Annotated in this window: 10 protein-coding genes; 8 read left to right on the top strand and 2 right to left on the bottom strand. The window is 50.2% G+C overall.

The features are described 5' to 3' along the window. Positions 1 to 3: 3 nt before the first annotated feature. On the bottom strand, positions 4 to 468 hold the full coding sequence (locus EV202_RS03840; protein WP_131925567.1) for a DUF2059 domain-containing protein: 465 nt from the start codon (positions 466 to 468) through the stop codon (positions 4 to 6). 101 nt (positions 469 to 569) lie between these two features. Here EV202_RS03840 and dusB point away from each other — a divergent pair, with 101 nt between their 5' ends. Together dusB and nadB are read left to right on the top strand one after the other, a co-directional pair. Then, the gene (dusB, locus tag EV202_RS03845; protein WP_131925569.1) at positions 570 to 1550 is read left to right on the top strand and encodes a tRNA dihydrouridine synthase DusB; all 981 of its coding nucleotides are present in this window, start codon (positions 570 to 572) and stop codon (positions 1548 to 1550) included. A gap of 377 nt (positions 1551 to 1927) precedes the next feature. Further along, positions 1928 to 3499: an L-aspartate oxidase gene (nadB, locus tag EV202_RS03850; protein WP_131925571.1), complete on the top strand. Its 1572-nt coding sequence runs from the start codon at positions 1928 to 1930 to the stop codon at positions 3497 to 3499. A gap of 116 nt (positions 3500 to 3615) precedes the next feature. Here the strand turns inward: nadB and rbr are convergent, their stop codons facing one another. After that, positions 3616 to 4194, bottom strand: a complete 579-nt coding sequence (rbr, locus tag EV202_RS03855) for a rubrerythrin (RefSeq protein ID WP_125239470.1) — start codon at positions 4192 to 4194, stop codon at positions 3616 to 3618. A 592-nt stretch (positions 4195 to 4786) separates the two neighbouring features. Here rbr and EV202_RS03860 point away from each other — a divergent pair. The 6 genes from EV202_RS03860 to EV202_RS03885 all read left to right on the top strand — a co-directional run bounded on the left by EV202_RS03860 (position 4787) and on the right by EV202_RS03885 (position 15597). Further along, a complete protein-coding gene (locus EV202_RS03860; protein ID WP_131925573.1) occupies positions 4787 to 6472 on the top strand; it encodes a SulP family inorganic anion transporter in 1686 nt (561 codons plus the stop codon). Between the two features lie 57 nt (positions 6473 to 6529). After that, the gene (locus EV202_RS03865) at positions 6530 to 7435 is read left to right on the top strand and encodes a DNA/RNA non-specific endonuclease (RefSeq protein WP_394336031.1); all 906 of its coding nucleotides are present in this window, start codon (positions 6530 to 6532) and stop codon (positions 7433 to 7435) included. 116 nt (positions 7436 to 7551) lie between these two features. Further along, positions 7552 to 8283, top strand: a complete 732-nt coding sequence (locus tag EV202_RS03870) for a DUF5020 family protein (protein ID WP_205729957.1) — start codon at positions 7552 to 7554, stop codon at positions 8281 to 8283. 42 nt (positions 8284 to 8325) lie between these two features. Then, the gene (locus tag EV202_RS03875) at positions 8326 to 9636 is read left to right on the top strand and encodes an NCS2 family permease (protein ID WP_106041145.1); all 1311 of its coding nucleotides are present in this window, start codon (positions 8326 to 8328) and stop codon (positions 9634 to 9636) included. A gap of 1381 nt (positions 9637 to 11017) precedes the next feature. Then, on the top strand, positions 11018 to 12124 hold the full coding sequence (locus tag EV202_RS03880; RefSeq protein WP_106041147.1) for a FecR family protein: 1107 nt from the start codon (positions 11018 to 11020) through the stop codon (positions 12122 to 12124). Positions 12125 to 12336: 212 nt separating this feature from the next. Then, on the top strand, positions 12337 to 15597 hold the full coding sequence (locus tag EV202_RS03885; RefSeq protein ID WP_106041148.1) for a TonB-dependent receptor: 3261 nt from the start codon (positions 12337 to 12339) through the stop codon (positions 15595 to 15597). Positions 15598 to 15606 lie beyond the last annotated feature (9 nt).

Here is a 15606-nt window from a genome sequence, read left to right on the forward strand (position 1 = left end):
GGGTTATTTACTTACCATGTTGGCAATCTCATTCTGCATCTGCCGGCCGATTTCCGTGCCGAGTTGCTGTCCTATCGGCATGACTTCCTTGGCCACGGCGGGCGTACTGGCAGACAACTTCTTTCCGGCAGGCGTGTTGTAGAAAGCCAGAATATCTTCCAGATCTTTCAGTGTAAGGTGTTTTTGGTAAATAGGGGTGATGCCCTCCACCATCTTGTCGATGAGCTGCTTCGTCCAACGTTTGGTGAAGTCTTCCCAGAAAGAGTCGGGTTGCGATGCAGTCTGCTGCTTCATCATGTTTACAAGTTGCGGAACCATCAGCTTCACGGATTCCAAGCCTCCGGATTTATCCAGCATTTTGTAGAGGGTTTCCTTGTACTGATTGTTTGTTTCTTGCGCATAAGTGCCGGTCGGTTGAAGCGACAACATGGCGATGCACATTGTTGCCATGAAGAAAAACTTTTTCATTTGGACTGTCGTTCTGGGTGAATACTCTTTCATTTAACACGGCAAAGGTAGTTCTTTTTATCTTACGAATGATTAACTTTGCCCGAAAAACCTGATTACGCATGAAGATAGCCGATATGGATTTGGGCGCCCGCCCCCTGTTGCTCGCTCCGATGGAAGACGTCACCGACCCAGCTTTCCGCCTGATGTGCAAGCAGTTCGGTGCAGATATGGTATATACCGAGTTCGTCTCTGCCGACGCTCTGATACGTTCGGTGAGCAAAACCGAACAGAAGCTGAACATCAGCGACCGTGAGCGTCCCGTAGCCATACAGATATACGGCCGAGACACGCCTACGATGGTGGAAGCCGCCCGCATCGTGGAGCAGGCCCGCCCCGACATTCTCGACATCAACTTCGGTTGCCCCGTGAAGCGCGTGGCCGGCAAGGGCGCCGGTGCCGGCATGCTGCAAAACGTCCCGCTCATGCTCGAAATCACTCGCGCGGTGGTAGATGCCGTGAAGATACCTGTCACCGTGAAGACGCGCCTCGGATGGGATGCCGACCACAAAATCATCGTCACCTTGGCCGAGCAACTGCAAGATTGTGGCATCGCCGCCCTCACCATACACGGGCGCACCCGTGCGCAGATGTACACCGGCGAGGCCGACTGGACACTCATCGGCGAGGTAAAGAGGAATCCGCGCATGCACATCCCCATCATCGGCAACGGCGACGTCACCACCCCCCGGCGGGCCAAAGAGTGTTTCGACCTTTACGGGGTGGATGCCGTCATGATAGGGCGTGCCAGCTTCGGCCGTCCGTGGTTCTTCAAAGAAGTGAAGCACTACCTGGAAAGCGGCGAAGAGTTGCCCCCGCTCAGTTCCGAGTGGCAACTGAACGTGTTGCGCCAAGAAGTGGAAGACAGCATCCGGCTGCTTGACGAGCGCCGGGGCATTCTGCACGTGCGTCGCCATTTGGCTGCCAGCCCCTTGTTCAAAGGCATTCCCAACTTCCGCGATACGCGGATAGCCATGCTGCGTGCCGAAACGAAAGAAGAACTGTATCGCATCTTCGACGCCATCAGTCCGATGCTGCCTTGAAACTGTTTGGCAGGACAAATATTTTTCTTGATTTTATTTTACATTCCCGAGAAAAATAACATTCCTTCCCGACGCTTTTTTATTCACTCCCTGACTGAATGAGATTCAGTCGGCGACTGAAACCATTTCAGTCCCTGAGTGAAACCCTTTCAGTCGCCGACTGATTGTACCCCTCTCAGAATACCTTCTCGATGGGGTATGGGCGGCTTGTGGCATAAAATTGTCATGGTAATAAATTTTTAAAGTGAGCTTGTATGAGGTCTGGATATGATAGGCTGCCGACGGTTCTTCTCCTCATTTTCTCTGTTTTTTGCGGCTAAGATGAATGTTTTTAAGAGCTTTGCACTATCTTTGCCATATCAAAAGACATAAAACGTATGGTAAGAAAGTACGATTTCCTCGTTATCGGTTCCGGGATTGCCGGTATGAGTTTTGCGCTGAAAGTGGCACATAAAGGAACGGTAGCCCTCGTCTGCAAAGCCGGTCTGGAAGAGGCAAACACCTATTATGCGCAAGGAGGCATCGCCTCTGTCACCAATCTGGCCGTAGACAATTTCGAGAAGCACATCGAAGACACCCTGATTGCAGGCGACTGGATAAGCGACCGCGAAGCCGTGGAAAAAGTAGTGCGCAATGCTCCCGAACAAATCGGCGAACTCATCAAATGGGGCGTGAACTTCGACAAGAAAGAGAACGGAGAGTTCGACCTGCACAAAGAGGGCGGCCACTCCGAATTCCGCATCCTCCACCATAAGGATAATACGGGCGCAGAGATACAGACCAGCCTGATTGAAGCAGTGAAACGGCATCCCGACATCACCGTCTTCACCGACCACTATGCCGTGGAAATCATCACCCAGCACCATCAGGGAATCATCGTCACCCGCCATACCCCCGGCATCAAGTGCTACGGCGCATATGTGCTGAACGAGCGGAGCGGCGAAGTAGACACTTTCCTGTCGAAAGTCACCGTCATGGCCACGGGCGGTTGCGAAGCCGTCTACCGCAACACTACCAACCCGTTGGTAGCCACGGGCGACGGCATTGCCATGGTCTACCGTGCCAAAGGCATCGTAAAAGATATGGAGTTCATCCAGTTCCACCCCACCGCCCTTTACCATCCGGGCGACCGTCCCGCTTTCCTCATCACCGAAGCCATGCGCGGATATGGCGGCGTGCTCCGCACCATGGACGGGAAGGAGTTCATGCAGAAGTACGACCCGCGACTCTCGCTGGCTCCACGCGACATCGTGGCACGCGCCATCGACAACGAAATGAAGCAACGGGGCGACGAGCATGTCTATCTGGACGTGACGCACAAAGACCCCGAAGAAACCAAACGGCACTTCCCCAACATCTACAAGAAATGCCTTGGCATCGGCATCGACATCACCAAAGACTACATTCCGGTGGCTCCTGCCGCCCACTATCTTTGCGGAGGCATCAAGGTGGATTTGGACGGGCAGTCGAGCATCCGCCGCCTCTATGCCATCGGCGAGTGCTCGTGCACCGGCCTGCACGGCGGAAACCGTCTGGCCAGCAACTCGCTGATTGAAGCCGTGGTCTATGCCGACGCGGCTGCCAAACATGCACTGAGCGTGCTGGAGCGTTACGACTTCAACGAAGACATCCCCGAATGGAACGACGAAGGAACCATCTCCACCGAAGAGCGTGTACTCATCACGCAGAGCATGAAAGAGGTGAACCAGATTATGGAAGCCTACGTGGGCATCGTGCGTAGCAACCTCCGTCTGACACGCGCTTGGAACCGTCTGGATATCCTTTACGAGGAGACCGAAGCCCTCTTCAAGCGCACCAAAGCCACGCGCGAACTGTGCGAACTGCGCAACATGATAAACGTGGGTTACCTGATAACGAAGCAGGCCATGGAGCGCAAGGAAAGCCGCGGATTGCACTACACGATAGATTATCCGCATGCGGGGAGATAAAAAGAGTTGTGCTCCTGAAAAATATCCGCTTTCGCGGAAAAAGAACGGCGGTGTGTCCGAAACCCGAATAACCGTTTCCCGACACACCGCCTGCCTGTAATGCTAAGGCGATCTTATCAATAATTCTCTTTCTTCACTTCGAAGTAGGCCTGCGGATGCAAGCAAGCCGGACAAGCCTGCGGAGCTTCCTTGCCGGTGTAGACGAAACCGCAGTTGCGGCACTGCCACACCACTTCACCCTCTTTGGCAAATACGGTGGCCGCTTCGATGTTCCGGATGAAAGCGCGATAGCGTTCCTCGTGCGCTTTTTCGGCAACGGCAATGTTGCGATACATCAATGCGATGGCAGGAAAACCTTCCTCATCGGCAATGTCGGCAAACTTGGGATAATCCAGCGTCCATTCCTCATTTTCGCCGGCTGCTGCTGCCTCAAGATTCTGCAAAGTAGTGCCGATGATGCCGGCGGGATAGGATGCAGTGATTTCCACCATGCCGCCCTCCAGCCATTTGAACATACGCTTGGCGTGTTCCTTTTCCTGCTCGGCCGTCTCCGTGAAGATAGCGGCGATTTGTTCGTAACCTTCTTTCTTTGCCACACTTGCAAAATAAGTATAACGCATTCTTGCCTGCGATTCGCCCGCGAATGATGTCAACAGATTCTTCTCTGTACGAGTTCCTTTGATACTTTTAGCCATAATCTCTTTTGTTTGAATTGGTTAATATAATTACGTAATGGTATTGCTGCTCATCGAACGGAATGATGCAAATCTAAGCATTTAGTTTGAGAAAACCTATCTTTTGTTGCATCGTATTTTACCTGAGGCCGAAGCAGGCGGTTCCTTTTGCTGAAGATGAGGGCCTGCATCCTGTCGGACGGATATTTCCTGAATGCACCGGTTTACAGTGATTAGGCAGAAGAGAACCTTTCAGGCCGGCCGCTCTCCCCCTGTTTTGACAGCTATAATCTTTTGCCGTGACAGAGGCAAGTGTTCAAGCCGACAGACACAAGCGTTTTACACGTCAGACACAACTGTTTCAGCCGTCAGACGCAAGTGTCTGACAAGTCAGGGGTAGATGCTTGATAACCAATGGTATTTTACTTCGGAACACAAGCCGCCGGGTGAGGCTCTCGACCTGCTTCTTATCCCGAGCTCAGGTTATTTGTCCATCCACAGACAAAACAAATCAGCCGGATAATTGCAACTGTTTGCACTATTTTAATTAATTTTGCATCCTCTATTCATAAAGACAACAAGAACAGGTAAAATAAAGATTTTCAGATTACAAATGAAAGTACTCGAATTCAAGCCAAAGCTGTACGCAACGCTTAAAAATTACTCGAAAGAACTTTTCGTGGCCGATCTGATGGCGGGTATCATCGTCGGCATCGTAGCCCTTCCGCTTGCCATCGCATTCGGCATCGCCTCCGGCGTGTCGCCGGAGAAGGGCATCGTCACGGCCATCATCGCAGGCTTCCTCATCTCTCTGTTAGGTGGAAGCAATGTGCAGATAGGCGGGCCCACAGGCGCATTCATCGTCATCATCTACGGCATCATTCAGCAGTACGGCGAGTCGGGACTGATTGTGGCCACGCTCATGGCAGGCGTCATGCTCGTCCTGCTGGGAGTGTTCAAGCTCGGAGCGGTCATCAAGTTCATCCCCTATCCCATTATCGTGGGGTTTACGAGCGGTATTGCCGTCACCATCTTCACCACGCAGATTGCCGATATCTTCGGACTGACGTTCGGTGGCGAGAAAGTGCCGGGCGATTTCGTGGGAAAATGGATGATTTACTTCCGCCACCTCGATAGCATCAATTGGTGGAACACACTTGTAAGTATCGTAAGCATCTTTATCATTGCCGTTACGCCCCGGTTCTCGAAGAAAATTCCGGGTTCGCTCATTGCCATCATCGTGGTGACGGTGGCGGTCTGGCTGATGAAGGTGTATGGAGGCATCGACAGCATAGATACCATCGGCGACCGTTTCAGCATCCGTGCCGAATTGCCCGATGCCGTGTTGCCCGCTTTGGATTGGGAGGCGGTACGCGAATTGTTTCCGGTGGCCGTGACCATTGCCGTGCTGGGGGCAATCGAATCACTGCTTTCCGCTACCGTGGCCGACGGTATGATAGGCGACAAGCACGACTCTAACACGGAACTGATTGCGCAAGGCATAGCCAACATGGCCACTCCCTTGTTCGGCGGCATTCCTGCCACGGGCGCCATTGCACGCACCATGGCAAACATCAATAACGGAGGTAAATCGCCCGTTGCCGGCATGGTGCATGCCGTAGTGCTGCTGCTTATCCTGTTGTTCCTCATGCCGTTGGCACAATATATCCCGATGGCTTGCCTGGCAGGCGTATTGGTCATCGTATCCTACAACATGAGCGGCTGGCGCACTTTCAAGGCATTGATGAAGAGCCCCAAGTCGGACATCACCGTGCTGCTGATAACCTTTTTCCTGACGGTTATCTTCGATCTGACGATTGCCATCGAGATAGGGCTGGTTATTGCCTGCGTGCTCTTCATGCGCCGTGTGATGGAAACTACCGAGATATCCGTTATAAAAGATGAGATCGACCCGAACGCGGAATCGGACATCAGTACTCACGAAGAACATCTGATTATCCCCGAAGGTGTGGAAGTGTACGAGATAAACGGCCCTTACTTTTTCGGCATCGCCACCAAGTTCGAAGAGACGATGGCACAGTTGGGCGACCGTCCCAAAGTGCGCATCATCCGTATGCGCAAAGTTCCTTTCATCGACTCTACAGGTGTGCATAACCTGACAAGCCTCTGCCGGATGTCTCAGAAAGAGAAGATAACGATTATTCTGTCCGGCGTAAACGAGAAAGTGCACAAGGTGCTTGAAAAGTCCGGTTTCTACGAACTGCTGGGCGAAGAGAATATCTGTCCGAATATCAATGTGGCGCTGGAAAGAGCGGAAGAGAAATTAAATAGCGATTAGTTATTAGCAACCAACTGACGTTAATCGCTCATTCCTCATCGCAAAATACTAATCCACGTGGCCCGAAAGAAGAAAAAGAAACAATCCAAAAGCATCTACTGCCTCATCGCTTTTATATGTGCGGTCTGTCTGCTCTATGAGCCTGTTGCCGGACTGATTGCAGAGAGAGAACAGAAAGAAAAGGAACTTCCTGTTTCCAAGACGGAAGAGCCTGCAAAGAAGAAAGCATTTGCTTCAACCGATACGGGGGCGGCACTCCCATCCGAACCCCGCCTTGAGATACCGGGCAAAATGGCACATGCCGACGAGCTGATTCTGTACCGGAGGGGATATGCCGTGTCCTACAACAGAGACTTGAAGATTCCTAATTGGGTGGCTTGGGAACTTACTCCGGCAAAACTGATAGAACGCGAAAGCCGCAGCAGCAAGTTCCTGCCCGACCCCGACCTGCCTGCCGACGAGGCGGTGACGACCGACGACTACAAAGGCGCCGGACTGGATCGCGGACACATGTGTCCTGCCGGCGACAATCGTTGGCATTGGCGAGCCATGCAGGAAAGTTTCTACATGACCAATATCTGTCCGCAAGACCATAACCTGAACCGGGGCGACTGGAAGGAACTGGAAGAGGCTTGTCGTCGTTGGGCGCAGGAGGAGGGCAGGATATACATTGTCTGTGGGCCTGTCCTTTATAAAAAAAAGCACCGCACCATAGGGAAGCGACACCTTATCACCGTGCCCGAAGCATTCTTCAAGGTGATACTCTGCATTGAAAGCAACCCTCCCAAAGCCATCGGCTTCATTTACAAAAACACGTCGGGCAACCGTCCGATGGACAGCTATGTCAATACGATAGACCAAGTGGAACGGATTACGGGCATCGACTTCTTTCCTGCACTGCCGGACAAGATGGAAAAAGAAGTGGAAGCGACGTATGACCTGAAGCTGTGGAAGATGAATTGATGTTTTGACAGATTCTTATGGTATAAAGCTCTAAATTGATGCACGGGAATGCTTTCATGAAACGTTTTTTTTGTATCTTCGCCACTTAATTTTACTTTTTTTTATTTTTTAGCCTTATGAATTACAAAAACATGCTTCTTGCCTGTCTGTTCCTCGTATGCGGAGGAGCCGGCTCTGTTGCACAAAATGTGCAGTTACACTTCGATTCACGTCACAGCCTGTATGGAAATGATGCCGGACCGGTAAACTTCATGACTGCCACTTTCGAGATGTTCAAGCCCGACAAGTGGGGTTCTACCTTCATGTTTGTCGATTTCGATTTCAGTGCCAAAGATGGAAATATGGGGCTGGCCTACATGGAGATAGCCCGCGACTTTAAGATAAAGGGTTTTCCGTTGATGCCGCACATCGAGTATAACGGTGGTCTCGGTCTGGTACGGAACACCGACTTCGGGTTCTCCATTCCCAATGCTTACCTTGCCGGTCTTTCTTATCCTTTCCAATTAGGACAATTCTATATGGGCACGTATCTGGCCTATAAACTCAACGCCTTCAAGAAGAACAGCCATGATATTCAGTGGACGGTGACATGGAATGCCAATCTGGCGAACAACAAGCTGACGCTCTCGGGCTTTCTCGACCTTTGGAGCGAGAATAAGGACACCACGGGCGAGAGCGGAAAATCGGGAAAGAGGCTTATCTTGCTTTCCGAGCCGCAGATATGGTATAACGTGACACCGAACTTCAGCGTCGGAAGCGAGGTGGAGTTGAGTTATAACTTCGTAAACGCCTCCCAACACAAACGTTTCTATGCCATTCCCACACTGGCTGCCAAGTGGAACTTCTAAACGAAATTCTCATCGAATATCCATTGTTTAAAACGAATGACTATGTTGGAAAAACTTTTTAAACTGAAAGAAAATCATACCACTGTCCGCACCGAGTTGATTGCGGGCGTCATCACATTCCTCACCATGTCCTACATTCTGGTGGTGAATCCCAATATCTTGGGCGAGACGGGCATGGACAAAGCCGCACTTTTCACGGCAACGGCGGTGGCCAGTGTGTTGGGCACGCTGTTCATGGCTTTCATCCCCAATCTTCCCATCGCTCAGGCTCCGGGTATGGGGTTGAACAGTTTCTTTGCTTTCTCCGTGGTGTTGGGATTGGGATATTCTTGGCAGATGGCACTGACGGCCGTCTTCATAGAGGGTATCATCTTCTTGGTGCTGACCCTGTTCAACGTGCGCGAGCTGATTGTGCAGACCATTCCGCAGACCATCAAAGAGGCTATTCCGGTGGGCATCGGGCTGTTCATCACGCTGATTGGCCTGAAAAACGGGGGATTGGTGGTTGCCAACCCGAATACGATGGTTTCTTTGGGCGATATGGCCGACAAGAATGTATGGGTGGCGCTTATCGGTCTGGTGGTGACCGCCGTGCTGTATATAAGAAATGTATACGGTTCTTTCTTCATCGGTATCGTGGTGGCTACGGCGTGTGCGGCACTTTTCGGATTGGTGCACCTGCCCGAAGGAAGCATCTTCTCACTTCCTCCCGACATTTCGCCCATCTTCCTGCAATTCAGCTTTGACAAGATTTTCTCGCTCGATATGCTGATTATCGTCTTTACGTTCCTTTTCGTCAACCTGTTCGATACCATCGGCACGCTGCTGGGCGTGGCCAGCAAGGCAGGCCTGATTGACAAGAACGGTAATTTCCCCCAGATAAAGAAGGCTCTCTTTGCCGATGCGTTGGGAACTACTTTCGGCGCCATCACCGGAACGAGTACGGTGACTTCTTACGTGGAGAGTGCATCGGGCGTGGCTGCGGGTGGACGCACCGGACTGACAGCCGTGTCTACGGCGGTGATGTTCGCTTTGGCTCTGTTCTTGGCTCCGCTCTTCCTGATGGTGCCTGCGGCGGCCACTTCTCCGGCGCTCATCATCGTGGGCTTGTTCATGATTTCTTCCGTCGTGAAAATCAATTTCGACGACATGGGCGAGGCGCTCCCTGCTTTCCTCACCATCACGATGATGCCGTTTACGTTCAGCATTGCCCACGGCATCGTGTTCGGTATGCTGTCTTATGTCATCATCAAGACGTTTAGCGGGAAGTTCAAACACATATCGGTCACGATGTGGGTTATCTTCGCGTTGTTGCTGCTCAAGCTGGTGCTTGAGGGCATGCACATACTTTAAAGGGAATTCGGAGGATGTTTCGGCGCTGCCGGAACACCTCTTTATGATTATTTTCAGGCGCGGATTTCGCAGATCTCACGGATGCCGTTTGACAGGCACTGTGTTGTTTCGCGAAGCCCACGCCTGATTTTTTTGTCTGTTTTGAAGTGTTTCCGTTTCTGTCCGAGATTTGTTTTTCTGCTCTTACTGAAGTATTTATTCTTGACATCATTCGGCACTCTCTCCATTGCTTCCGAACCTTGCTCAAAACATGTTCTGACGAGGGTGCTCCTCCCACACCGAGAAACGAGGGGTTCCTCACCGAGGAACGACATCTTCCTCGGTGTCGAAGGCATCGTTCCTCGGTGAGGAAGAAAACGAATGTCGGCGAAAATCTGCTCAAACATCCTTTTTTTATCAATTTATCTATACATCAGATGCGCCTATCAAAGGGTGTCGACGGTTTAGAGTGCCGGAAGAAGTATTTATTGCATAATGTTGCCCAATAAGCACGTAGATAGAGGAAAAGGGGGAGAACTCCATTTGTCTGGTGAGGCGATGAGCTACTCTTTGATAACTATTTAGTTATATACATAGAAATAATTTTTGCATTATTTTACAATAAAAATTACATCAGCAAGAGTTTTATAGCTATTCTTTTTGAATGTAAAGTTAATTTCTTTCAATGATTTCTCTTTAAATTGATTCAAATAATTATTGATTTTAGGTTCAATTAGAGAAAATGCTCTTTTTATTTTCAGGAATAAATTGTGCAATCCATCCTCGATGAATAAATTTGGCCTCTAAATATTGCGGCTCTGGGAACTTGTAATCCAAATATTTTGTTTCAGTAAAAAGCATAACAATCTCAATGTTATGCAAAAATACTAATATTTGTGGGAATAAGGATACTATTCTTTATTTCTTTTGAAAAAGGAATTGCGCTATTCTTAAAACGATATGCGCTTAAATATTGACTCTGTTTTTGTTTGGTTTCTTCGTTAAGCGAATGGCAGTGTTTCCGAACGGACTTGCAGCCGACTGTCTGCCGGATTGCAGTCGGCAAGCAGTTCGGGAAGTGCGAAAAAGAGGGATAATAGGCAGTAGTTTAGTGAGTTATCCTATATACTCTCCCTCGCGCGCGTAATAGAGAAGAGAAGAAAAGAACAGAAAAGAGAAGAATAGAAAATACCTCTTCCTCTTTGAGGTTCCGCACCGTATGCGTCGCAACGTGAGGGTACGGCGAGTACGAGGTGTGGGATTGCAGACGGTGAAGTGTGGAGTTACGGATGATGAAGTGTGGGGATTGAAGAACATGAATGAGGTTATAGAGATTTTTTCTGCTTGCAGTAAGGGTTCTTCCCGTTTCATGTGTCATATATAACAAAAGCAAGACGAAAACATGAAGCAACATATACCTTGGGACTTGATAATAGCCTGCCTGAGCCGCAAAGAAAATGAGGAGCAGGCACGGGAGCTGGAGCAGTGGACTGCTCTGCCGGAGAATCGGGCCCTCTACCAACAACTGTCTCGATTATGGGCCGGCATCCAAAAAGAAACCGGGACATATACCCCCGACAAAGAGTATTATTGGCGGAAGTTGCAGGCACGCATGCACGAGGAGAAGGCGTTAGACGTTAGAGGGGAGAGGTTAGACGTTAGGAAAATGCAGGGGCGTGCACGCAAGGCAGAGGCTCTTTCCGCATATAATACGAAAACAACGGCAGAGAACCGTAAAAGTCGGAAGCAGTCGGGAATGTCTTTCTTTCTGCGCTACGTGGCGGCAGCTTCCATTGTATTGGCAGTGATAACGGGAGGCATTGCTTATTATACAATGCGGGAAGCCCGGAACATGACGGCACAGGAAGTAAAGTTCGTCAATTTGAACGGAAAGTCGCAAGTGTTGCTTGCCGACGGCACTAAAGTATGGCTTCACAACAACACTTCGCTGAACTACCGTCGCCGGTCTTTCGGTGGCAATCGTGAAGTGAGTCTGGACGGAGAGGCCTTCTTTGATGTGTCTCACGATGCCCGGCATCCCTTTGTGGTGCAGATGGACGGGGTGAAACTGACCGTTTACGGAACAAAGTTCAACATCCGCAACATGGAGGAGCAAAGCAAAGTGCAGATAAGCCTCATCGAGGGTTCTGTGGGACTGGAAACCTCGCGCGAAAACCGCAAGATGCACCCGGGTGAGACAGCCCTTTTCGACAGGCAGACAAACACCCTGCAAATAGAAAGCGGAGATGTGAACTTCGATTGCCTTTGGGCACAGAAACAGATTGTGTTCAACCAAAAAACATTGGGATATATCTCCAGATACCTGTCCAAGTGGTACAACGTAGAGATAGAGCTGGCGCCCGAACTGACGGACAAGTATCTGTACACCTTTACTCTGCGCGACGAGCCGCTGGAAGAAATCATGAGGCTGATAGCGCGCATCAATCCCGTCCACTATCAGTTTGACGAGAATAACAAACTGCTGATAACCGCCGGTAAAGCAAAATAAACGATATTATCGACCAATAATGTTTAACCTTAAAAAATACAAGATGCCTATGAGTTGACACGGAAAAAGAAAAACAGAAGGTACCATCCTTATCAGACAGTACCTTCATCACGAAAACCTTAAAATTAACCCGGGCCGGAGAGGAAGGAAAACCGCAACTTTTCCTTATCCAGCATAGAGGCCCCAACAGTTAACTTCTAATTAACAAAGATATGAATAAAAAACTGTGTTTATTAATTTCTCTATTATTATTGAGCTTTCTCAATGTCTTTTCACAGACGGGAAAAGCCGAAAAAACGATTTCCATTCAATTCTCTAACCTATCTCTACAAACAGCCCTGAACAGATTTGAACAAGCGTCGGGCTATACGTTTTTCTATGACGCCGAACAAGTGAACTTGCAGCAAACCGTCAGTATGAACGTGAAGCAGGCCACCGTCAGCAAAGCTGTGACAGAATTGCTGAAGAACACAGGTCTCGGTTTCGAGATTTCCAACCTGCAAATCACTCTTTTCAATAAAAAAGAGCCCGCCCGGCAACAGAAGAAAGAGGTGCGGGTGACGGGTGTCGTCTCGGACGATACCGGCGAACCGGTCATCGGTGCCAACGTGTTGGTGCAAGGCACTACCATCGGTGCCATCACCGACCTTGACGGACGCTACATGCTGAATGTGCCCGCAGGCTCCACGCTGATTATCTCCTACATAGGCTACACCAACAGCCAAGTCAAGGTGAATGCGGCCGGCAACTATGACATCCGCCTGAAAGAAGACACCGAGATGCTGCACGAGGTGGTGGTTGTAGGCTATGGCACGCAGAAGAAATCCAACCTGACAGGCTCTGTAGCATCTATCAACGCAGATGCTTTGGAAAGTCGTGCGGTGGCAAGCGTATCTGCGGCATTGGCCGGCACAATGCCCGGTGTGACAACTATACAGAACTCCGGTGCTCCCGGTGCACAATCGGGTAGCATCACCATTCGCGGAAAGAACTCGATTAATGCCGCCAGTCCGCTGGTGATAGTAGACGGAGTGCCGGGAAGCATGAACAACATCGATCCCAGTGACATTGAATCGGTATCCGTTCTGAAAGATGCTGCCTCATCAGCCATCTACGGTGTGCAGGCAGCCAATGGTGTAATCTTGATTACTACAAAAAAAGGTAAGGTAGGACAAAGAGCACGCGTAAATTACTCGGGCACGGTGTCTTGGGCAAGCCCCACGGCACGTCTTCAGTTCTTGGGAGCGGCCGATTATGCCACGTTATATAATGAGGCGGTGAAGAACGAAAACCCCAATGACCCTTACCCCTTCTCGGAAGAAGATATCCGGAAGTTCCGCGACGGCTCCGACCCCATCGGACACCCCGACACCGACTGGTACAACGAGGTGATGAAAAAAAGCGCACTTGAAACGCAGCACAGTATCTCCGTATCGGGCGGAACGGACAAAACATCGTACATGGCCTCGTTGGCCTATCTGTATCAAGACGGTTTGTCGCAAGATAAAAACTATGAACGATATAACGGACGTATCAATCTCGACTCACAGATTACCAACTGGTTGGCATGGGGGCTGAATACTTCGGCCTACCGTGGCATTGACAACGATGGATTCGTGACGTTTAACCAACTGATGCACCATGTAATCCGCATACCGCCCACTGATCCTATACGGGACAAAGATGGTAATTTCGTTCATCCCGGAAAAGACAATCCGGTGGCCGAACAAGGTAGAACCGGTATAGACCGCACATTGAACCAGCAACTGAATGCCACCGCATACCTGACGCTTACACCCTTGAAGGGGCTTAGCATCAAGGGCGTCTACTCTCTCAGACACGACTACCGCGACCGTCGCCGCTTTAAGAAAGACTACAGCTATGGCGGCCAGAGTTCAGGCAAGCGCGAAGGTTATCACCATTACTACAATTGGAACTGGTATACCTCTCAACTGCTCGTAAACTACAACAAGAGCTTCGGTAAGCACTCGTTGGGCTTACTGGGCGGTGTGGAGCAAGTGGAATATACTTACAGATATACGGAAACCAGCCGTACGGGCGGCGGAAACGATGCCTTGCCCGAATCGTTAAACACGCTGGACGCTTCCTCGCAAAAGAATAGCGATGGCGGTCACGAAATTGCCCGTCTGTCATACTTCGGCCGTCTGCAATACGACTACGAGAACAAATATCTGTTTGAAGCCAACATCCGTTCCGATGCCTCGTCACGCTTCCCCAAAGAAAACCGCTGGGGCGTGTTCCCTGCTTTCTCCGCCGGATGGCGTTTGTCGGAAGAAGCCTTCATCAAGGACAACGCGGAGTGGATAAACAACCTGAAGTTGCGTCTTGGTTGGGGTAAGACCGGTAACGAAGAGCTGAAGAACACCGACATCTATCCCTCTGTGGGCACGTATGCCTACAACAAAACCATGTTCGACCATACGCTCTATGCCACTACCTACGAGTCGCGTTACGTCAATCCTAACCTGAAGTGGGCTACCGTGACCAACTACGAGTTGGGTCTGGAAGCCGGATTCCTGAACAACATGCTGGGTTTCGAGCTGTCGCTCTACAAGAAGCGCACCAACGACATGCTGCTCTACCTGCCCATATTGGGGGTGATAGGGATGAATGCCCCCGCACAGAATGCCGGCAGCGTTGAAAACAAGGGGTTCGACTTGAGCATCTTCCACAATAACCAAGTGAACAAGGACTTCAGATACAGCGTAAACTTCAATGTGGCATACGTGAAGAATGAAATTACTGACATGAGTGGCACAGAAGGAGTTGATCCCGACAACGACAAATACTGGCGTCTGGAAGGCCATCCCATCGGTTCGTTCTACGGCTACGTGGCAAACGGATACTTCAACACGGAAGATGATTTGAAGAACTATCCCAAACGCACGGGATCTGAAAAACTTGGCGACATCAAATACAAGGATTTGGATGGCAACAAGAAGATTGATTCGGCCGACCGTCAAGTAATCGGACAGAACTTCCCCAGCTGGACGGCGGGACTTAACCTTGCCGCTACCTACAAGGATTTCGACTTCTCCATGCTGTGGCAGGGAGCGTTCGATGTAGACGCCTACTATACGATGGAAGCCGCCTACTCGTTCTTCAACAGCGGAAAGGTGTTGAAAAGACATTTGGATCGTTGGACGCCCCAAAACCACAATGCTACGTACCCGCGTTTGACTCTCGGCTCGAAGATAAACTACTCCACGTCGTCATTCTGGCTGCAAGACGCATCGTACGTGCGCCTGAAGAACATCTCGTTGGGATATAACCTGCCCAAACGCTTCTTGGACAAGATTGGGTTCGAGCGCGTAAAGCTATATGTGGCCGGTGAGAACCTGCTTACGTTCTCCGGTTTGGAAGGCTTAGATCCCGAATCACCATCAGATACGCGCGGTAATTTCTACTCCAATGTGAAGAAAGTGACCGTCGGACTGAAAATGACATTCTAAATCCTTAAA

This window comes from Prevotella heparinolytica (assembly GCF_004342845.1).
Lineage (GTDB): Bacteria > Bacteroidota > Bacteroidia > Bacteroidales > Bacteroidaceae > Bacteroides > Bacteroides heparinolyticus.

Bases quoted from the DNA above. Each gene is read 5' to 3' on its own strand.
- EV202_RS03870 (WP_205729957.1), top strand. From the start codon at position 7,552: ATGAATTACAAAAACATGCTTCTTGCCTGTCTGTTCCTCGTATGCGGA.
- EV202_RS03880 (WP_106041147.1), top strand. From the start codon at position 11,018: ATGAAGCAACATATACCTTGGGACTTGATAATAGCCTGCCTGAGCCGC.
- EV202_RS03840 (WP_131925567.1), bottom strand. From the start codon at position 468: ATGAAAAAGTTTTTCTTCATGGCAACAATGTGCATCGCCATGTTGTCG.
- EV202_RS03860 (WP_131925573.1), top strand. From the start codon at position 4,787: ATGAAAGTACTCGAATTCAAGCCAAAGCTGTACGCAACGCTTAAAAAT.
- nadB (WP_131925571.1), top strand. From the start codon at position 1,928: ATGGTAAGAAAGTACGATTTCCTCGTTATCGGTTCCGGGATTGCCGGT.
- EV202_RS03885 (WP_106041148.1), top strand. From the start codon at position 12,337: ATGAATAAAAAACTGTGTTTATTAATTTCTCTATTATTATTGAGCTTT.
- dusB (WP_131925569.1), top strand. From the start codon at position 570: ATGAAGATAGCCGATATGGATTTGGGCGCCCGCCCCCTGTTGCTCGCT.
- rbr (WP_125239470.1), bottom strand. From the start codon at position 4,194: ATGGCTAAAAGTATCAAAGGAACTCGTACAGAGAAGAATCTGTTGACA.
- EV202_RS03875 (WP_106041145.1), top strand. From the start codon at position 8,326: ATGTTGGAAAAACTTTTTAAACTGAAAGAAAATCATACCACTGTCCGC.